The sequence below is a fragment of the Mesorhizobium album genome (assembly GCF_033977205.1).
Taxonomy (GTDB): Bacteria; Pseudomonadota; Alphaproteobacteria; order Rhizobiales; family Rhizobiaceae; genus Mesorhizobium; species Mesorhizobium album.
In genome coordinates this window covers 99,235-117,423 of sequence record NZ_JAVIIW010000009.1, presented here as the reverse complement: position 1 = coordinate 117,423, position 18,189 = coordinate 99,235, and the positions used below count along the sequence as shown (strand labels likewise).

At 64.0% G+C, this 18,189-nt stretch carries 19 protein-coding genes; 7 read left to right on the top strand and 12 right to left on the bottom strand.

Annotation, left to right across the window (positions count from 1 at the left end):
- The first annotated feature begins 127 nt into the window (after positions 1-127).
- Complete coding sequence (locus tag RFN28_RS10335; protein WP_320287243.1) at positions 128-637, top strand: GNAT family N-acetyltransferase; 510 nt, start codon at positions 128-130, stop codon at positions 635-637.
- A 2-nt stretch (positions 638-639) separates the two neighbouring features.
- Positions 640-1,668 carry a histone deacetylase family protein gene (locus RFN28_RS10330; RefSeq protein ID WP_320287242.1) on the top strand — a complete coding sequence of 343 codons (1,029 nt, stop codon included), beginning with the start codon at positions 640-642 and terminating at the stop codon, positions 1,666-1,668.
- Positions 1,669-1,773: 105 nt separating this feature from the next.
- Here RFN28_RS10330 and RFN28_RS10325 read toward each other — a convergent pair whose 3' ends face one another.
- The 3 genes from RFN28_RS10325 to RFN28_RS10315 form a co-directional block, all read right to left on the bottom strand.
- Positions 1,774-3,039, bottom strand: coding sequence for a cysteine desulfurase-like protein (locus tag RFN28_RS10325; RefSeq protein WP_320287241.1), 1,266 nt, complete (start codon positions 3,037-3,039; stop codon positions 1,774-1,776).
- A 37-nt stretch (positions 3,040-3,076) separates the two neighbouring features.
- Positions 3,077-4,144, bottom strand: a complete 1,068-nt coding sequence (locus RFN28_RS10320) for an aldo/keto reductase (RefSeq protein ID WP_320287240.1) — start codon at positions 4,142-4,144, stop codon at positions 3,077-3,079.
- 420 nt (positions 4,145-4,564) lie between these two features.
- Positions 4,565-4,999: a hypothetical protein gene (locus RFN28_RS10315; RefSeq protein WP_320287239.1), complete on the bottom strand. Its 435-nt coding sequence runs from the start codon at positions 4,997-4,999 to the stop codon at positions 4,565-4,567.
- Between the two features lie 102 nt (positions 5,000-5,101).
- On the opposite strand from RFN28_RS10315, the gene RFN28_RS10310 reads away from it, so the two are divergent.
- Positions 5,102-5,566, top strand: coding sequence for a hypothetical protein (locus tag RFN28_RS10310; RefSeq protein ID WP_320287292.1), 465 nt, complete (start codon positions 5,102-5,104; stop codon positions 5,564-5,566).
- 106 nt (positions 5,567-5,672) lie between these two features.
- Here the strand turns inward: RFN28_RS10310 and RFN28_RS10305 are convergent, their stop codons facing one another.
- Complete coding sequence (locus RFN28_RS10305; RefSeq protein ID WP_320287238.1) at positions 5,673-6,176, bottom strand: DUF1993 domain-containing protein; 504 nt, start codon at positions 6,174-6,176, stop codon at positions 5,673-5,675.
- 144 nt (positions 6,177-6,320) lie between these two features.
- Between RFN28_RS10305 and RFN28_RS10300 the strand changes: the two genes are divergently transcribed.
- On the top strand, positions 6,321-7,370 hold the full coding sequence (locus RFN28_RS10300) for a DUF1176 domain-containing protein (RefSeq protein WP_320287237.1): 1,050 nt from the start codon (positions 6,321-6,323) through the stop codon (positions 7,368-7,370).
- A gap of 29 nt (positions 7,371-7,399) precedes the next feature.
- Here RFN28_RS10300 and RFN28_RS10295 read toward each other — a convergent pair whose 3' ends face one another.
- The 7 genes from RFN28_RS10295 to RFN28_RS10265 form a co-directional block, all read right to left on the bottom strand.
- Positions 7,400-8,251 carry an alpha/beta hydrolase family protein gene (locus RFN28_RS10295; RefSeq protein ID WP_320287288.1) on the bottom strand — a complete coding sequence of 284 codons (852 nt, stop codon included), beginning with the start codon at positions 8,249-8,251 and terminating at the stop codon, positions 7,400-7,402.
- A gap of 237 nt (positions 8,252-8,488) precedes the next feature.
- Complete coding sequence (locus RFN28_RS10290) at positions 8,489-10,111, bottom strand: NTP transferase domain-containing protein (protein WP_320287236.1); 1,623 nt, start codon at positions 10,109-10,111, stop codon at positions 8,489-8,491.
- Positions 10,108-10,812 (bottom strand): XdhC family protein, encoded by a 705-nt coding sequence (locus RFN28_RS10285; protein ID WP_320287235.1) that lies wholly within the window; start codon positions 10,810-10,812, stop codon positions 10,108-10,110. The genes RFN28_RS10290 and RFN28_RS10285 overlap by 4 nt, the downstream gene beginning before the upstream one ends.
- Positions 10,813-10,877: 65 nt before the next feature.
- A complete protein-coding gene (locus RFN28_RS10280; protein ID WP_320287234.1) occupies positions 10,878-11,216 on the bottom strand; it encodes an XdhC family protein in 339 nt (112 codons plus the stop codon).
- Positions 11,217-11,277: 61 nt separating this feature from the next.
- On the bottom strand, positions 11,278-12,528 hold the full coding sequence (locus RFN28_RS10275) for a vWA domain-containing protein (RefSeq protein WP_320287233.1): 1,251 nt from the start codon (positions 12,526-12,528) through the stop codon (positions 11,278-11,280).
- A gap of 5 nt (positions 12,529-12,533) precedes the next feature.
- Complete coding sequence (locus RFN28_RS10270; protein ID WP_320287232.1) at positions 12,534-13,463, bottom strand: AAA family ATPase; 930 nt, start codon at positions 13,461-13,463, stop codon at positions 12,534-12,536.
- Positions 13,464-13,492: 29 nt separating this feature from the next.
- The gene (locus RFN28_RS10265) at positions 13,493-13,987 is read right to left on the bottom strand and encodes a flavin reductase (RefSeq protein WP_320287231.1); all 495 of its coding nucleotides are present in this window, start codon (positions 13,985-13,987) and stop codon (positions 13,493-13,495) included.
- Between the two features lie 180 nt (positions 13,988-14,167).
- Between RFN28_RS10265 and RFN28_RS10260 the strand changes: the two genes are divergently transcribed.
- Both RFN28_RS10260 and RFN28_RS10255 read left to right on the top strand, forming a co-directional pair.
- Positions 14,168-15,238, top strand: coding sequence for a branched-chain amino acid ABC transporter substrate-binding protein (locus RFN28_RS10260; protein ID WP_320287230.1), 1,071 nt, complete (start codon positions 14,168-14,170; stop codon positions 15,236-15,238).
- The gene (locus RFN28_RS10255) at positions 15,238-16,254 is read left to right on the top strand and encodes a P1 family peptidase (RefSeq protein ID WP_320287229.1); all 1,017 of its coding nucleotides are present in this window, start codon (positions 15,238-15,240) and stop codon (positions 16,252-16,254) included. Before RFN28_RS10260 ends, RFN28_RS10255 begins: the two co-directional genes overlap by 1 nt.
- An 8-nt stretch (positions 16,255-16,262) precedes the next feature.
- Here the strand turns inward: RFN28_RS10255 and RFN28_RS10250 are convergent, their stop codons facing one another.
- Complete coding sequence (locus RFN28_RS10250; protein WP_320287228.1) at positions 16,263-16,514, bottom strand: DUF2171 domain-containing protein; 252 nt, start codon at positions 16,512-16,514, stop codon at positions 16,263-16,265.
- A 332-nt stretch (positions 16,515-16,846) separates the two neighbouring features.
- Here RFN28_RS10250 and purB point away from each other — a divergent pair, with 332 nt between their 5' ends.
- The gene (gene purB, locus RFN28_RS10245) at positions 16,847-18,154 is read left to right on the top strand and encodes an adenylosuccinate lyase (RefSeq protein ID WP_320287227.1); all 1,308 of its coding nucleotides are present in this window, start codon (positions 16,847-16,849) and stop codon (positions 18,152-18,154) included.
- Positions 18,155-18,189: the final 35 nt, after the last annotated feature.

The following is an 18,189-nucleotide window of genomic DNA, read 5'->3' as shown; positions in this document are numbered from 1 at the left end:
TGTCGGATAGGCTTTCGCCAATCTCCAACCTTGCAAGGTGGGCGGCATGGCCGACGCTGCCAATCTCCCCCCTTGCGGGGGAGATGGCCGGCAGGCCAGAGGGGGGTGCCTGGGCGCCATCGTCTCAATGAGCAAGGCCGCAACCAAGCAAACCGTCACACTCCGCCCCGGCCGAATCGAGGACGTCGAGATCATCCACGCTGCGCTGCTCAAGCTCGGCGAACACATCGATGCCCATCAGGAAATCGAATCGACGCCAGAAGACCTCCGCCGTTACGGCTTCGGCGCAAACCCAGCCTTTTCGACCCTGATCGCCGAGGTCGACGGCGAGTTCGCCGGCCTCTGCCTGCATTTCCCGATCTTCTCGACCTGGATGGGCAGGCCTGGCGTCTACGTGCAGGACCTCTATGTCGAGGACCGTTTTCGCGGCCGGCGGATCGGCGAAAAGCTGCTGCGGCGGGTGGCCAGGGAGTGCCGCGCGGCAGGCGGCGTCTATCTCAGGCTCTCCGTCGATACCGACAACGAGACCGCCAAGGCCTTCTATGAAAGGCTGGGCATCGGTTGGTCGAGCTACGAGCAGGTGCAAAAGATCGTCGGTGAGGCCTTCTTCGCCTTTGCCGACCTGCCGGAGGAATGACAATGAAAGCCTTCTATGCCGAGGAACAGAAAAGCCACGACCCGAAGGCTTTCCTCTCCAGCGGCGCGCCTCAGCCCAACCCTGAGAAGCCTGAACGGGTCGAAAGATTGTTAGCTGGCGCAAGATCGGCCGGTTTGACGATCGAGAGGCCGAAGAATCATGGCCTTGGGCCGATCGCCGCCGTACACACGCCCGAATATCTCGACTTCCTCGAGCACATCTTCGCGCGCTGGCAGCGCATCGAGGGCGCCTCGGCAGAGGTTATCCCGAACATCCATCCGATCGCCCGCAACGGCTCTTACCCGGCCTCGGCGGTCGGCCAGGCTGGCTATCATATGGCCGACACTGCCTGCCCGATCTCGGCCGAGACCTGGAACAGCGCGCTCTGGAGTGCCTGGAGCGCGGTGGAGGCGGCCGAGGCCGTCATGGCCGGCGCGCCGTCGGCCTATGCGCTTTGCCGCCCGCCGGGGCATCACGCCTTCGCCGACGTCGCCGGCGGCTTCTGCTTCATCAACAATTCGGCGGTGGCGGCGCAGGTGCTGCGCAAGAATGCTTCGCGCGTCGCGATCCTCGATGTCGACCTGCATCACGGCAACGGCACGCAAGGCATTTTCTACGCCCGGCCCGACGTGCTGACGGTCTCGCTGCATGCCGATCCGGTGCGCTTCTACCCCTTCTTCTGGGGCCATGCCGACGAGCGCGGCGAAGGCGCTGGCCTCGGCTACAATCTCAACCTGCCGCTCGCGCGCAAATCCGGCGATGCGGCGTTTCTCGAAGCGCTGGCGACGGCCTTCTGGCGCATCCACGCCTTCGCGCCGGAGGCGCTGGTGGTGGCGCTTGGACTGGACGCCTTCGAAGGCGATCCGTTCGGCGGGCTGTCGGTGACGACGCCCGGCTTCTCGCGCATCGGCGAGGCGATTGCCGGGCTTGGCTTGCCGACGGTCATTGTTCAGGAAGGCGGCTATCTCTGCGATGCGCTCGGCGACAACCTCACCGCTTTCCTGACCGGCTTTGGCGGCAAGCAGCGATAGTTCCCTGGAGCAATTCCAGGAAAAGTGTGAGCGGTTTTCCGTCCGGAATTGCGTCAAAACAAGGAGATAGAGCGGTTCGCCGTTTCCGTGAAACGGTGAACCTGTCTAACGCTGCTGCCTCAGCATGGCAACCATGCGGTGCACGCTTTCCAGGGTCTCGCCGATCTCGGCGGCCGTGTTGTAGTGGGCGATGCCAATGCGCACAACGCCCTGCTCCGGCGGGATCCCGAGTTGGTGGACGATCTCCCATGCGTAGTTGTGGCCTGACCAGAGGAAGATGTTCTCGCCGTTCATTTGCCGCACGATCGTCTCCGGCGCGATGCCCTCGACCGTAAAGGACACCGTCGGCACGCGTTCGCCGAGGCGTTCCGGATCGGTGATACCGCGGATGGTCAGGCCTTCGATGTCCGACAGGCCTTCTATCAACTGCCGGGTCAGCGCATTTTCATAAGCGATCGACACTTCGAAAGCCTTGGCGATCCGTTGCCGCCGCGAGCCGCTTCCGCCGGCGGCCGCGCCGAGATCGGCGAAATAATCGATGGCAGCGGTCAGGCCGGCCATCAGCTCGATCTGTGGCGTGCCGAGCTCGAACCGCTCCGGCAGACCGTTGGACGAGCAGCGGCATTTGTAGGGTTTCAGCGCATCGATCAAGTCGCGGCGGCCCCACAAAATGCCCATATGCGGCCCGAAGAACTTGTAGGCCGAGCAGACCAGGAAATCGCAGCCGAGCGCCTCCACGTCGATCAACCCGTGCGGTGCGAACTGCACGGCATCGACATAGACCAGCGCGCCGGCCTGCTTGGCGATCGCCGTCAGCGCCTTCACGCGGTTGATCGAGCCGGTGAGGTTTGAAGCATAGTTCAGCGCCACGAGCCGCGTCTTTTCCGAAAGCAGCTTCTGCAGCACCGCTTCCTCGACTTGCCAGCTCCCTTCGTCGAACGGCACGAAGCGCACGACCAAGCCGAGATCCTCGGCAAGCTGCAGCCAGGGCGAGACGTTGCCCTCATGATCCATGCGCGTCAGGATGATCTCGTCGCCGGGCTTCATCGTGCGGCCGAGCGTGCGCGACATGTGGTAGGTCAGTGTCGTCATGTTGGCGCCGATGACGATCTCCTCGACGCTTGCGGCGCCGACGAAATCGGCCATCGCCGCATGCGCGTCGTCGGCCACGGTCTGCGCCGCGACCGTCGTCTCGAAGAAGCCGCCGAGATTGGCGTTGGTTGTGAGAAGGCAGCGCGACACCGCCTCGGCCACCGCCTGCGGCACCTGTGTGCCGGCGGGATTGTCGAGATAGATGCGGCGGCGGCCCTTGTCGGTCAGCGCAAGCGCCGGAAATTTGCCGCGCACGGCCTCGATCGGAAAATCTGCCATCGTCTCCACCCCTTTGTCTTTTCTCGCTGATTCCCGATCACGGACACGGATTGCCGACGCGCTGGTGGATAGCGTCGACCGCCTTCTGCATCTCCTCCGTCCACCTGACCTCGACCGAGGACAGCGCCGTGTCGAGTTGCGCGACGCTGGTGGCGCCGACGATGTTCGAGGTCACGAAGGGCCGGCTCGACACATAGGCGTTGGCAAAGAGCGCCGGCTCCATGCCGAAGGAGCGCGCCAGCTTATTGTATTCGAGCAGCACTTCGGCGGCATTCGGCGTCTCATAGCGCTGGCCGCGATTGAAGAGCTGCGAGCGCGAGCCGAGCGGCCGCGCGCCGTGATCGTATTTGCCGGTGAGGTAGCCCTGCGCCAGTGGCGAATAGGGCAGAAAGGCAACCTGCTCGCGCTCGCAGACCTCGGCCAGGTTCACCTCGAAGGTGCGGTTGACGAGATTGTAGGCGTTCTGCAGCGAGGCAACGCGCGGGCCGGTGCCCTTGTCGGACTCGACAAGGAAACGCATGACGCCCCAGGAACTCTCGTTCGACAGGCCCAGATGGCGGATCTTGCCGGCCTTCACAAAGTCCTCGAAGACGGCGAGCGTTTCGGCAATGGGCGTCTCGCCGGCCGGCGCGCCTTCGGTGTCGGCGCGACGCGGTACGGCACCAACCCGGGTCGGGTTTGAACCCCACGGCATGTCTCGCTCTGGCCAGTGGACCTGGTAGAGGTCGATATAGTCGGTACCGAGCTTCGTCAGCGACTTCTCGATCGCGTCGAAAATGTCGGCGCGGACCAGCTTGGAAGGACGGTCGCCGCGAAACCAGGTGTTGCCGGTGCGGCCGACCACTTTGGAGGCGATGATGACCTTGTCGCGGTTCCCCTTCGCCTTCATCCAGCTGCCGATAATTGTCTCGGTCCGTCCTTGCGTCTCCGCCTTGGGCGGAATCGGGTAAAGCTCGGCCGTGTCGATGAAATTGACCCCGCGCGAAAACGCCAGGTCCATCTGCGCATGGCCTTCGGCCTCGATGTTCTGCTGGCCCCAGGTCATCGAACCCAGGCAGATTTGCGAAACAAGGAGATCGGTCCGACCAAGGCGGCGTTTTTGCATGGAATGTCTCCGGCGGGAGGTATTGCGCGGGCTGCGCGGGGAGGAAATTTGAACATAGAGCAAAACGCTTGCGTTTGGCAAAGTCGCACAGCGTGGAGATTGGCCGAAGCGCCAGTCAGTTCGTCATCCTGGGGCGGAGCAAGGAGCGACGCGACACGGCGCAGACCCCAGGATCCACGCCGTGACTTCAAGGCGCTGCAACGGTGCAGAATTCTGCTCCGCTGCGCCCTTCGATCAAGGTAACGGCATGGATCCCAGGGTCTCCGCGACGGAGCTTACGCTCCTGCTTCGCCCTGGGATGACGAGGTTGGAAGCTTCAGCTAATCCCCAGCGCTTGTACCAATTTGACGGAAACGAACGGCGAGAATCTTCGCCCGCCGACAAGCATTGCAACCTATCAAAAACTCTGTGTCGAGGGAACTACCGCCTAGCTCCGGCCAGCGCGCGCCGCTTTGCCTCGTCGATCAGCATGTTGGCCACCTGCATGCGGATCATGGCGCGCTGGCGCAGATGCGGGGCGACCCGGTCCGGATGGTTGGCAAAGGCGAAGTTGCGGCGGATGCGGCCGAAATCGGCATTCTTGCCGGGACGGTCTAAACCGAGCTCGCCAGCAATCGATTCGGGGTCGATCGGCGGCAGCTTGTCCTCCGGCCCGCGCTCCTCGTCGGCGAGTGTCAGCTTTGCCTGGTCGAGAAGCGCGGCGAACTCGGCAGCAAGGTCGGCGCCCGCTTCGCGGTACTCGGCGGCGACGCTTTCGCCTGCGACCTTGATACGGCCGGAATGAAGCTCGTCCGCAACGGACAGATAGTCGAACGGAATGGAGCGCCGGGCGGCGATGATCAGGTCGTCGAGCAACGAAGCGAAATCGAGCTTGTTCCCGGTGCCGATCTCAGCCTCCCCTGTGTAACGACGGCATTCACTGTCACATCGACCTTAGATCGCGCGCGTTAAAAATGAATGCCGACGTCGCTGACAATTGGAGCCTTTTCTGCTCCCGGAACCTTGTTGCTGCGCCGAATCGAAAAAGCCGGACCGCATTTTCGTGCGGCCCGGCAACGTCGCCAGGAGTGGCGAGGAAAAAGCCGGCCACGGGCCAGCACCGGGCCTACGATCGAGACTCCGGAAAAGTTTCAGAAAGAATCGATTGTGGCGGAAAAAAATTCGCGCGACATGGCAGCTATGCAATTGCTGCACTGCACAATTGTAACAAATCACCTGTATCATGGGCGCGTGGAGGACAAACTAGGGGCCTGGGATATGGGGTTCTTCACCGAAATGTTCGCGCGGCCGCGGCCGCAGGAACAGCAGCGTTACCGTGCCGCACTCGCGCTTTTGAACGCGATGAGCAACGCCGATCGCGCCGATATAGGCATCAAGCCGGCCGACTTTCCGCGTATCGCCCGCGAGATGTCGATGCGCTGAAGCGGCGGCCGAGCAGCTCCAGGAAAAGCGTGCCGCACTTTTCCGCCCGGAGTTGCGAGAAGCAAAATAGAGAAGGTTTCCCGGCCGGGCCGGGAAACCCCGTGATTCAGCGTCCCAGGAAAATCGCCTTGCCCAGCGGCACGCCATTGTGCCGCAGGATGTCGTAGGCCGTGGTGACGTGGAAGTAGAAGTTCGGCATGGCGGCATGGAGCAGATACTGCAGGCCGCCCATCGACACCTCGCGTCCGGCAAGCCTGAGTTCGATCGTCCGCTCCTCCGAGCCCTCCAGGTCGGCGACCGAGAATGTCGCCAGATGATCGAGCGTCTTGGCGATTCGGGCGTGCAGCTCTTCGAAGCTCTGCTCTCTATCCTCGTATTTCGGCACTTCGCGCCCGGCGAGCCGCGACGGCGCGCCCTTGGCATGGTCGGTGGCGATCTGCACCTGCCGGGTCAGCGCAAACATGTCGGGCGCCAGCCTGGCGGTCAAAAACACCTGTGGGTCGATCTTGCGCTCGGCAGCGTTCTGTTCGGCCAGTGACAGCACGCTGGCCAGCGCCTTCAGCCGGGCCGAAAAGACGGCCACGGAAATATCGTACATGGATATGGTCACGTGAGTAATCTCCCCAGGCGGCCTCAGCGCCGCGGCTGGTGAGCTAGCGCCTCCGCCTTCGATTCTTCAAGCGGCCCTGCCCCCGCGTCACCGCCTCGCCGCAATCGCCGTGGTAGTATTTTCGCTATCGAGCGGAGATTCCCGATGAGACGTGTCCTTCTCGCAGCGAGTGCCTTGTTCTCCCTTGCCGGCATCGGCCAGTCGGCGCTCGCCGCCGAAGCGCCATATCTCGACGACAGATCGAGCGCCGAGGCGGTCGTCCGCTCGCTCTACAGCGCCATCAACCGGCACGAATTCGCCCGCGCCTGGGGTTACTATGGTGATACAAAGCCGGCAAAGGATTTCAATGCTTTCGTCAAAGGCTATGACGGCACCGACACGGTCGAGGTCAAGACCGGTGCAGTTTCGAACGAGGGTGCGGCCGGCAGCATCTATTACAGCGTTCCCGTCGCCATCCAGGCGACCGACAAGAAGGGCGAGGCCAAGGTCTTCGCCGGCTGCTACACACTTCGCCAGGTCAATGCGCAGGTCCAGGAGCCGCCGTTCCAGCCGATCTTCATCGACAAGGGTGCGCTGAAGCCGTCGACTTCGGATTTCCAGGATGCCGTGCCGGCCAGCTGCGGCGACGGCCCGCCGCCGCCGAAGAAGGACGAAGCGCTGGAGCAGGCCAAGAAGGCCTTTCTCGCCGCCTATGGCGAGCAGTGCGAAAAGGAAACGCCCGACGGCAAGCCGATCACGGAGCCGGACGCCTACTCCATCCACTACAAGGACAAGGACGCGGGAGCCGACGAGCCGGAGCGCGAGACGCGGCTCTTCCGCTTCTTCTGCTCGATGGCCGCCTACAATGAGAGCGCGGTCTATTACATCTATGACGACGTCGCCGGCGTCAGACAGCTGCAGTTTGCCGCGCCGGAACTCGACATCCGCTACGAGAACAACAACAGCGAGGGCAAGGTCGAGGGCATCCACATCATCGGCTTCCAGACCGACGACCAGCTGGTCAATTCCGACTATGACGACAAGACCAACACGATCACCTCGATGAACAAATGGCGCGGCCTCGGCGACGCTTCATCGACCGGTACTTATCTGTTCCGCAACGGCATTTTCTCGCTGGTGCAATATGACGTCGACGCGTCCTATGACGGCGAGATCAACCCTGAAACCGTCTTGGACTATAACACCCCGCCTTGATTTGACGCGCCCCGGGCAAGGCGTTCCGTTCAAGGTGCTTTTGCGAGCATCCAATTCAGCGTGCCGCGCCAGTCGACCATGCGGATCGGCGTGCCGTGCGTGCCGGTCTCGAAACGCACAAAGCGGGTCGGATAGGTCTTCGACTTGGCGAGGATCGAGCGGAAGAACGCCTCCTGCTTCGCCACGTCGAACACCACGTCATGGCTGCCTTGGCCGAAAAACACCGGCACGCGGCGCCTGAAGGCGGGGCTGGTCAGAAAGCTGTCGTCCCAGAGCGACCCGAGCAGCAGCAGACCGTTGATGCGCGCGCCCGTATCTTTGCGGTCGGCGAGCTTCCAGCACAGCATGCCGCCCATCGAGCCACAGGCGACGAAGATTTTCGCGCCCGGGGATTTCTCGGCATAGTGATCGATCAGCGCCGCCACCTGCGCCGCGCCCTTGTCGCCGAAATCGGGAAAATCCGGCGAAAGATAGAGGCCGCCATTTTCCGCCATCAGATTCTTGATGCGGTTGAAATTGCCGCCGAAGGTGAAGTCGTCGACGCCCTGCTTGCGGCTGCCGCCCTGCCCGTGCAGGTAGAGCACGATGATGGAAGCACCTTCGGTTCGGCCGACCGCGACATGCCTGACATCGCCGGCATCCGTCTTCAGCATCAGGTCCTGCTGCACCTTGCGCACGCCGGGGTCGGTATATTGCGCACGCACGCGCCTTTCCGGCACTTCGTCGCGCTGATTGATGTCGCGCATCTCGTGGTAGTCGAGAACCGTGTAGGCGCCGTTGTCGTCGCTCGACAGCGCCGCCGGATAGGCGAAAAGCTCGTCCTTGAAGGGTTTCAGTTCGATAGCGTCGGCTGAGCTGACGGACAAGAAAAGCAGCGAAATCAGACAGGCATGGAGCGTGGATACCCCCCTCTGGCCTGCCGGCCATCTCCCCCTCAAGGGGGGAGATTGGCAGCTCGTCGGACGGCTCGCATCCTGCTCCATTAGCGATTGGCGAAAGCATTGGTGACGTTCGATCTGCCCCCTTGAGGGGGAGATGGCCGGCAGGCCAGAGGGGGGTAAGCGGCGACGAAACAGGAAAGACATGCCGAGAGGCATGCGAAATTCGGCTCCGGTTTGTCAATCCTGAAGCACGCCGCCAGCGCCTTCCAGCGCCTCGCGCGTGTCGACATCGATCGCAGCACCCTGCCCGATCTCGACATCGATGACGTCGAGTCCTTCGGCCTCGACCAAATGGCGCGCGCCGGTATCGCCCTCGAGATGCGCGACGGCCGAAAACAGCGAGCGCGGCAGAAGCACCGGGTTGCCGCGTTTTCCGAGATGAGCGGCGCGAACGACCGCACGGCCGCCGGATTTGCGGAACGCATCGATCAGGCTGTCGAGGTCCTTCGACGAAACGCCCGGCATGTCGCCAAGCACAATCATGGCGCCGGCAGCATCAGGCGCGACCCGCGCAATGCCGGCCTTCAAGGACGAGGCCAGACCTTCGGCGAAGTCCGGATTGTCGGCGAGTGTGAGTTTGAGACCTGCGAGCGCCGCGCGCACCCGCTCGCGCTGATGGCCGGTGACGACGATGGTGCCGGCAGCCTTCGACCCCAGCGCCCGCTCGGCGGTGCGGCGGACTAGCGGCTTGCCGTCGAACAGCGCCAGAAGCTTGTTCGGGCCGCCCATGCGGCTGGAGCGGCCGGCGGCGAGAAGTACGATGTCGACTTTCGGCTCCGCTCTTGCCGACTGTGGAGCCGGCAACGGCTCGCGCGGCTGCGGCCTGGTCGGGATTTCCATCAGCAGTCCGCCGACGCCCATGCCGGCAATGTCGCGTGCCGTCACCTCGAGCCCGGCGATCAGTCGGTCCAGCACCCAGTCGAAACCGTTCTCCTTGGGGCTGCGGGCGCAGCCGGGCGCGCCGATGACGCGCTTGCCGTCGAGCGTTCCAAGTACGAGCAGATTGCCGGGATCGACCGGCATACCGGCGCGGATCACGCTACCTCCCGCGCGTTCGATCGCCGCCGGGACGACGTCGGCGAAATCGCTCATCGCCGAAGCGCCGAAGATCACCACCATGTCGTTATCGCGCGCCAACGCGGCCGCAGCTTCCGCGACAGGCGCGATCTCATGTGGCGTGCGCCGCTCCGCCGTCAGCCGCCCGCCCAAGCGCGCCAACCGCGCCTCGGTTACGCGCAGCGTCTTGTCGAGCACGCTCGGCTTCACCCCGGGCAGCGTCGTCTGGATGACGCCGACATTGACCGGCTGGTAGGCGTTGACGGCAAATATCTCGCCGCCGGCACAGATCTTGACCACCGCATCGACCACGCTTGCGACGACGGCAAAGGGGATGATCTTCACGGTCGCCACCATCTGGCCCTTCTCGACCGGCGCGTGCTGCGCCAGCGTGGCAATGGTGATCGCCGGATCGACGGCGTTGATGGCGTCGATCATTTTGACATCGACGGTGAAGACGCCCGCGGTTTCCGCATGCAGGTTGACACGTCCCGTTGCGGCGGGCTTCGTCTCGATATTGCGATGAGTCATGCCCAGGGCGATCTTTTCAGCCGCGGCGTCCTCGCCAAGATCGTCGGGTGATAGAACAGCCGCGACGACTTCCTTGATACCCGCCGCCTTCAGCACCGCAACATCGTCGCCGTTCAGCCGATGCGCCTTGCGGAATCGGCGGTCGCCGGCGGTGGTCGCATGCGCCAGCACCGCGCCTTCAGCCTGCTCGATTGGGACCGGGCCGAACTTCACGCCACGGCGCCTTTGCTTTCCAGGCCGCGCGAGCGGAAGGCATGGATGGTCTGTGCCAGCACCGCGACGGCGATCTCGGCCGGGCTGGCAGCACCTATGTCCAGCCCGATCGGCGCGTGGATGCGCGCGATCTGGTCGGCGCTGGCGCCCAGCGCCAGCAGGCGCTCGACCCGCTTTGCATGGGTCTTTCTGCTGCCGAGTGCCCCGACATAGAAGCACCTGGCGTCGAGCGCCGCCTTCAGCGCGAAATCGTCGATCTTGGGATCGTGGGTGACGGCGGCAAGCGCGGTGTAGCTGTCGAGCGGCTGACGCTTCAGTACATCCTCGGGCCATTCGGCATGCAGCGCGACATCGGGAAAGCGCTCCGGCGTCGCGAAGGCCGTGCGCGGGTCGACGATCTCGACCGGATAGCCGGCGATCCTGGCCATCGGCGCCAGAGCCTGGCTGATGTGCACCGCGCCGATCACCACCAGGCGCGGGCGTGGCAGATGCGCATTGAGAAAGAAGCTCCGTCCTTCCGCCTCCACCGTTCCCGAACTGCCTGTGCGGAACGCCCGGGCGATCGCCGCCCCGAGATCACCTGCGACGTGGTCGCCCTCGCGCACGATGCGGTCGCGGCCGTCGCCGAGATCGGTGACGAGCACTGCGGCGCGCCGGGCGCGGCGTTCTTCGTTCAGTGTCTTGAGAACGTACGGGTCCATAAGGAAGTCTCTTGTTTAAGCATGATCTTGTCCGCAAACCGGTTCCCACTTTGCGGGATCATGCTCTAGCCCAGCCGCTCCACATAGACCTTGATGCGGCCGCCGCAAGATAGACCGACCTGCCAGGCGGTTTCGTCGGCGACGCCGAACTCCAGCATCTTCGCCTTGCCCGAGTCGATAACGTCGATCGCTTCCGCCACGACGGCGCCCTCGACGCAACCGCCGGAGACGGAACCGTGGAAATTGCCCTCGGCGTCGATGACCAGATGGCTGCCGACGGGGCGCGGCGCCGAACCCCAGGTCTCGACCACGGTCGCGATGGCGACATCCTTGCCGTCCTTCATCCAGCCTTCCGCGATGATCAGGGGATCGCGGGCCTCATCGAGATAAATGCTCTCGTCCATCGTCGCTTCTCGCAAAGTCTGTTTTCCGGAAACCGTAAGTTCTCTCCCAACGAACATATGGCTACGCGGCGCGCCTGGCGCCAGTTTGCAACCAGTGCCGCGGGTCAACCGAGCCCGCCCGCCGCTGGTCGAGCGAGGCGCAAAGATCGGCCAGAGCGTCGAGGTTGTGCACCGCGCGGAACTCGTCGACATGCGGCAGCATCGCCTTCACGCCGCGGGCGCGCGCCTCGAACCCGTCGAAGCGCAACAACGGATTGAGCCAGATCAGGCGCCGGCAGGATTTGTGCAGCCGCTCCATCTCCTCAGACAGGCCGGTGACGTCGTCGCGCTCCAGCCCGTCGGTGATCAGCAGCACCACGGCGCCCTGCCCGAGCACGCGGCGCGACCACAGGCGATTGAATTCGGCCAGCGCGTCGCCGATCCGGGTTCCGCCCGACCAGTCCTTCACGGCTGTCGAGCATTCGGCCAGCGCCTCGTCGGGATCGCGATGGCGCATCTGCCGGGTCAGGTTCGTCAACCGCGTGCCGAAGACGAAGGCGTGCACGCGCCGGCGATTTTCCGTCAGCGCGTGCAGGAAATGCAGGAAGATACGGGTGTACTGGCTCATCGAGCCGGAAATGTCGGCAAGCACCACGAGCGGCGGATGCACTTCGCGCGCCGAGCGGAATTTCGGCAGGATCAGCGCGCCGCCGGTGCGTGACGCAGACCGCATCATGGCGCGCGGATCGATGCGGCGCCCTTGCGCATCTGCCTTGAAACGCCGCGTGCGGACCAGATCGACGGGCAGCCGCAACGCCGCGATGGCCTTTTTGGCCTCGGCCAGCTCGGCCGCATCCATCTGGGCAAAATCCTTGGCCCTCAGCACCTCATTGCCGGAGAAGGTGAAGCGCGCGTCGACCTCGATCTCCGGCACCTCGCGCACCGGCTGGTTCTTCTGATGGCCTTCGAACATCGCCTGGCTGACGCGGTTCTCGGCCGCGCGCGGCTTCTGCTTCTCAGCGTTGTCCGGCGCAACCGGCGAGAACATCGCCAGCATCTTCTCGATCAGCTCGCGCGACTTCCAGAACAGGCGGAAGGCCTCGTCGAAGACGGGATGGTCCTCGTGGCGCGAGACCAGAACCGCATGCAGCGTCCAATAAAAATCGTCGCGCGAGCCGATGCCGGCGGCAAGCACCGCCTCGATGGCGTCCTTGACCGAGGCCGGACCGACGCGCATGCCGGCCTTGCGCAGCGCACGCGCGAAATAGACGATGTTGTCGGCGATGCGTCCATCCGCTGTCGCCTCTCTGGGTTCCGGACGCGGCGACGGCATCGCGCTTACTCCGCGGCCGAAAGCTCGGCCTTCACCTCGTTGAGGATGCGCCGGCCCTCGCCTTGTTCGATGCGGGCAATGTCGTCCTGGTATTTAAGCAGCACGCCAATCGTGTCGGAGACCGTCTCCGGGTCGAGCGCCACCTTGTCGAGCTCGGTCAGCGCGCCGGCCCAGTCGATCGTCTCGGCGACGCCGGGCGCCTTGAACAACTCGATCTGGCGCAGCTTCTGGATGAAGGACACAACCTCGGCCGACAGCCTGCTGTTTGCCTGCGGCACCTTGCGCCGCACGATCTCCAGCTCGCGCTCGGCGTTCGGATAATCGACCCAGTGATAAAGGCAGCGCCGCTTCAGCGCGTCGTGGATCTCGCGCGTGCGGTTGGTTGTGATGATGACGATCGGCGGCTCTTCGGCCTTGATCGTGCCGAGTTCCGGGACAGTCACCTGGAAGTCCGACAGGATCTCGAGCAGGAATGCCTCGAAGGCTTCGTCGGTACGGTCGAGCTCGTCGATGAGGAAGACCGGAGCGGCGCCCGCCTTGCCGGTCAAGGCATCCAGCACCGGACGGCGGATCAGGTATTTTTCGGAGAAGACGTTGCGCTCCATGTTGGAGCGCACGACCTTGCCGGCCGCCTCTTCCATGCGGATCTCGATCATCTGCGCGGCGTAATTCCACTCATAGACGGCGGAGGAGACGTCGAGCCCTTCATAGCATTGCAGACGGATCAGCCGGCGTCCGAGCGCATCGGCCAGCACCTTGGCGATCTCGGTCTTGCCGACGCCCGCCTCGCCTTCGAGGAACAGCGGCCGCTTCATGCGCAGCGACAGGAACAGCACGGTCGCCAGCGAGCGATCCGCGACATAGTCCGCGCCAGTCAGCAGGTCGAGCGTCTCGTCGATCGACTTCGGCGCGGGGCGCGGCGCAAACGCGGTCATCTTGTCTCCGTGAATCCCGCGCACCCGTTTCACAGAACGTGGTAGCCGCGGTTGTGGTAGATCAGCGGCCGCAAATTATCGCCGATGCGCAGGCCTGTCACCTTGCCAAAAAGCACACGATGGGTGGCGAAATCCTTGGCGTCGATGATCTCGCAATCGAATACGGCAAGCGCGCCTTTCAGCGTCGGCGCGCCGGTCGAGATCACATCCCATTCGCCGAGCGCGAAGCGCTCCTCGGGCGGCAGGCCGGTGATGCCGGAGAAGCCGACCGACAGTGCTTCCTGGTCCGAGGCCAGCGTGTTCAGCGCGAAGTTGCCGTTCCTGACGAACGGCTCATTCTTGGGATTTTCGCGATTGAGGCAGACGAGAAGCGTTGGCGGCGTGTCCGAAACCGAGCAGGCGGCGATCACCGTGGCGCCCCTTTTGCCCGCCGGACCGTCGGTGGTCACCACATGCACATGGCCGGCAAAATGCGCCATCGCATCACGATAGGCCTGCGGCCCGATGTCGTTGATCTTCAGCACCCGATGATCCACCTGTCAAAAAAACCAGCCCGTTATATATGGCCACATATTGCATGCCACAAGCGAAGTGCTTGACCGCAATCCTGAAATTCGCGTGTTGCGCGGGGCTTAGCCAGACTTTAGGTCTTTGCTGGAATAGTGTCGGACTATAAGTCCGGCACGGAGGACCTCTTCGCCCGAATGCGCCATATAACGACGACATTAGCCGCGCTGTTCTGGCTGTCGCTGGCCGCGAGCGCCGATGCCGATATTCTGGTTGGCGTCGCCGCGCCGCTCTCTGGTCCATCGGCGATCCTCGGCCAGCAGATCGAGAACGGCGCCGGTCTGGCGGCTGAGGCCCAAGGCGTCGCAGTCAAGAGCGTCGATGACGCCTGCACAGCCGATGGCGGCGCAGCGGCCGCCAGGCAGTTCGCGGACGCCAAAGTCACTATCGTCGTGGGCTTTCTCTGCACCGAGGCGATCGAGGCTGCGCTTCCGATCCTGAAGGACGCCAACATTCCGGTCATCACGGTCGGCGTGCGCACGGAGAGTCTGACCGACCGGCGTGCCAAGACCGGCTGGCCGGTCTACCGTCTCGGGCCGCGCGGCGACGACGAACGCAATGCGGTGGCCAGGATCCTCACGCAGCTCTGGCAGAACGAATTGTTCGCCATAATCGATGACGGTACCATCTATGGCCGGGAGATCGCCGAGACTTTCCGGGCGGCCGCCGAGCAGGCGGCGCTCAAACCGGTCTTCGTCGATACGTTCCGGCCGCAGCTCGACAACCAGATCGGGCTGATCGGCCGCTTGAAGAAAGCAGGTGCTACAAGAGTGTTTGCCGGCGGTGATGGGGACGATATCGCCATCATGGGGCGGGATGCCGCGCAGCTCGATACCGGCATAACCTTCGCCGGTGGCGAGACGTTGCGGACGCAGCCCGGCGATGTTCCTTACGAGGTCGGCACGCTGATGATCGCCTTGCCGGAATGGGCGGAAGTCGCGAACCCCAAGATCATGCAGGCCTTTGCCGAAAGGAAAATCGTGACGGACGGCTATACCCTGCCGGCCTATGCGGCCGTCGAGGTCGCCAAGGCGGCAGCAGCCGATGCGGAAAGTTCCGGCAAGCCGCTCGCCGAGACGCTGACAGGTCATGATTTCGCGACCGTGATCGGCACGTTCCGTTTCGACGAAAAGGGCGATCTCAGCCAGAACCCCTTCCGTATCTTCCGCTTCGACGGCACGCATTTCGTGCCGCTGGAGGAAAACTGATGTTCCGCACCGGGCCTCGCAACCTGATCACCGACGTGGCCGGCCTCAGCGTCGGCAATGCCGCCGACGCCAGGCTGAAATCCGGGGTCACGGTGGTGCTATGCGAGGAACCGGCGGTGGCGGGCGTCCAGGTGCTGGGCGGCGCGCCTGGCACCCGCGAGACCGATCTGCTCGAGCCGCAGAATTCGATCGCGGCCATTCATGCTGTTGTGCTGTCCGGCGGTTCGGCCTTCGGCCTCGACGCGGCCTCCGGCGTGCAGGCGGCGTTGCGGGAGAAAAACATCGGCTATGAGGTCGGCGGCTTCCGCGTGCCGATCGTGCCGGCGGCTATCCTCTTCGACCTGCCCAATGGCGGCGACAAGGACTGGGGCCGTTATCCGCCCTATCGCGAGCTGGGCTATGAGGCGGCTCAGGCGGCAACGGCCGACTTCCCGATCGGCACGGTCGGCGCCGGCACAGGCGCGCTGACTTTCGGGCTGAAAGGCGGGCTGGGTTCAGCCTCGACGGTGCTCGACAGCGGCGTCACCATCGGCGCGCTCGTCGCGGTCAACCCGACCGGCTCGGTGACGGTTGGGCGCAGCCGTCACTTCTGGGCGGCGCCCTTCGAGATCGGCGACGAGTTCGGCGGCCTGGGCTATCCCGATCCGCTGCCGGAAGACGCCAGAAAAATACTGTTGAAATACCGCGACAGCCACGTCGGGGCACAGGTAGAAGGCGGCAGCACGACGATTGCCGTCATCGCCACCGACGCTGTTCTGACCAAAGCCGCCGCCAAGCGGCTGGCGATTTCGGCGCATGACGGGTTCGCGCGCGCCATATGGCCGACGCATACGCCGGCCGACGGCGACTTGGTCTTTGCGCTGGCGACCGGCAGGAGCGGCATCGAGCTCAGCGCCGACGCCGCGATCGACCTCTATGCGGCTGCAGGCGCCACCACGGCGCGCGCCATCAGCCGCGGCGTCCATGCGGCAACGCCCGCCGACGGCGATTTATTTCCCGTATGGTCGTCACGCTGAGTAGCCGGTCAGGTCGGGTCTTTCTCTTCCTCGAAGGTCACCGCGACATCCGAATTCGCCGACAGCCAGACTTTCCCGCCGTCGACCTCGGCGACTAGGCTCAAGGGAATGAAGTGGTGATGCCTTCGATGCGAACCCTGGCCGCTGTCGGCCTTGGTCAGCTTGATCCGCTTCCCCTCGATCCCGTCAACGGTGCCAATATGGACACCGTCAGCGCCGACGACTTCCATGCGTTCGCGAATTTTGCTGGTGTCGGTCATGGTAGTTCTCCATTGGGGCTGCCGACAATAACAGATAAGGGCCGGATTGGATGCATCATCACAAGGCGCTTCCTGTCCACCATGACGCAACCCCACCCACTCGGCCGGAGGCGAAATCCAGTGCGAAACCAGCATGACTGCAAACGGGACAGGGTCCCGTCGATCGCCATGACCAGACACCTGTGACACGCGTCCTCAACCCTTCGTGCGCAGTTGCGTCCGAGGTTATGGCGGTCGCCGGCATCTGGTTTGCGTGCCGGCGGCGTTGAGCATTGGCCCGGCCTCTGTTAGGACGCGGCCGAAGCTTCTCCCAAGGCAGGACTTGGAACACGATGATCCCTCGCTATTCCCGGCCGGAAATGGTCGCCATCTGGTCGCCCGAAACCCGATTCCGCATCTGGTTCGAGATCGAGGCGCATGCCTGCGATGCGCTGGCCGAACTCGGCGTCATCCCGAAAGAAGCCGCGAAAACCATCTGGGAAAAGGGCGGCGCCGCCAAATTCGACGTCGACAAGATCGATGAGATCGAGCGTGTTACCAAGCACGACGTGATTGCTTTTCTCACCCATCTCGCCGAATTCGTCGGGCCGGACGCCCGCTTCATCCACCAGGGCATGACTTCATCCGACGTGCTCGACACCTGCCTGGCGGTGCAGCTCAAGCGCGCCGGCGACATCCTGCTTGCCGACATCGACGCCCTGCTTGCGGCGCTGAAGCGCCGCGCCTTCGAGCACAAGGAAACCATCACCATCGGCCGCAGCCACGGCATCCATGCCGAGCCGACGACCTTCGGGGTCAAGCTGGCGCAGGCCTATGCCGAATTCTCGCGCTGCCGCGAGCGGCTTGTGCATGCCCGTGAAGACGTCGCGACCTGCGCCATCTCGGGCGCGGTCGGCACCTTCGCCAACATCGATCCCTATGTCGAAGAGCATGTGGCGAAGCAGCTCGGGCTGAAGCCGGAGCCAGTATCGACCCAGGTCATCCCGCGCGACCGCCACGCCATGTTTTTCGCCACGCTCGGCGTGATCGCCTCGTCGGTCGAACGCCTCGCCATCGAGATCCGCCATCTGCAGCGCACCGAGGTGCTGGAAGCGGAAGAATATTTCTCGCCGGGGCAAAAGGGCTCGTCGGCGATGCCGCACAAGCGCAACCCGGTGCTGACCGAAAACCTGACCGGCCTTGCCCGCATGGTTCGTTCCTATGCGATGCCGGCGATGGAAGATGTGGCTCTCTGGCATGAGCGCGATATTTCGCACTCCTCGGTCGAGCGCATGATCGGGCCGGATGCGACGGTGACGCTCGACTTCGCCTTGGCGCGGCTTACCGGCGTCGTCGACAAGCTGCTCGTTTACCCTGAGAACATGCTGAAGAACCTGAACAAGTTCCGCGGCCTGGTGCATTCGCAGCGCGTGCTTCTGGCGCTGACGCAGGCCGGCGTCTCACGCGAGGACGCCTACCGGCTGGTCCAGCGCAACGCCATGAAGGTTTGGGAGCAAGGCGCTGATTTCCTTGAAGAACTGCTTGCCGACAAGGACGTGACCGCAGCGCTGCCCGAGGCGGAGATCCGCGAGAAGTTCGACCTCGGGTACCACACCAAGCATGTCGACACGATCTTCAAGCGGGTGTTTGGAAAGGCTTGAGATCGAGTAAGGGACTCCGTCGGCGCCAAGCTGGA

What these genes read in the sequence shown, in the direction of transcription:
- RFN28_RS10300 (WP_320287237.1), top strand. Translation starts at nt 6,321, where the DNA reads ATGAGACGTGTCCTTCTCGCAGCGAGTGCCTTGTTCTCCCTTGCCGGC.
- RFN28_RS10255 (WP_320287229.1), top strand. Translation starts at nt 15,238, where the DNA reads ATGTTCCGCACCGGGCCTCGCAACCTGATCACCGACGTGGCCGGCCTC.
- RFN28_RS10335 (WP_320287243.1), top strand. Translation starts at nt 128, where the DNA reads ATGAGCAAGGCCGCAACCAAGCAAACCGTCACACTCCGCCCCGGCCGA.
- purB (WP_320287227.1), top strand. Translation starts at nt 16,847, where the DNA reads ATGATCCCTCGCTATTCCCGGCCGGAAATGGTCGCCATCTGGTCGCCC.
- RFN28_RS10285 (WP_320287235.1), bottom strand. Translation starts at nt 10,812, where the DNA reads ATGGACCCGTACGTTCTCAAGACACTGAACGAAGAACGCCGCGCCCGG.
- RFN28_RS10310 (WP_320287292.1), top strand. Translation starts at nt 5,102, where the DNA reads ATGCCGACGTCGCTGACAATTGGAGCCTTTTCTGCTCCCGGAACCTTG.
- RFN28_RS10270 (WP_320287232.1), bottom strand. Translation starts at nt 13,463, where the DNA reads ATGACCGCGTTTGCGCCGCGCCCCGCGCCGAAGTCGATCGACGAGACG.
- RFN28_RS10275 (WP_320287233.1), bottom strand. Translation starts at nt 12,528, where the DNA reads ATGCCGTCGCCGCGTCCGGAACCCAGAGAGGCGACAGCGGATGGACGC.
- RFN28_RS10280 (WP_320287234.1), bottom strand. Translation starts at nt 11,216, where the DNA reads ATGGACGAGAGCATTTATCTCGATGAGGCCCGCGATCCCCTGATCATC.
- RFN28_RS10330 (WP_320287242.1), top strand. Translation starts at nt 640, where the DNA reads ATGAAAGCCTTCTATGCCGAGGAACAGAAAAGCCACGACCCGAAGGCT.
- RFN28_RS10325 (WP_320287241.1), bottom strand. Translation starts at nt 3,039, where the DNA reads ATGGCAGATTTTCCGATCGAGGCCGTGCGCGGCAAATTTCCGGCGCTT.
- RFN28_RS10250 (WP_320287228.1), bottom strand. Translation starts at nt 16,514, where the DNA reads ATGACCGACACCAGCAAAATTCGCGAACGCATGGAAGTCGTCGGCGCT.
- RFN28_RS10260 (WP_320287230.1), top strand. Translation starts at nt 14,168, where the DNA reads ATGCGCCATATAACGACGACATTAGCCGCGCTGTTCTGGCTGTCGCTG.
- RFN28_RS10320 (WP_320287240.1), bottom strand. Translation starts at nt 4,144, where the DNA reads ATGCAAAAACGCCGCCTTGGTCGGACCGATCTCCTTGTTTCGCAAATC.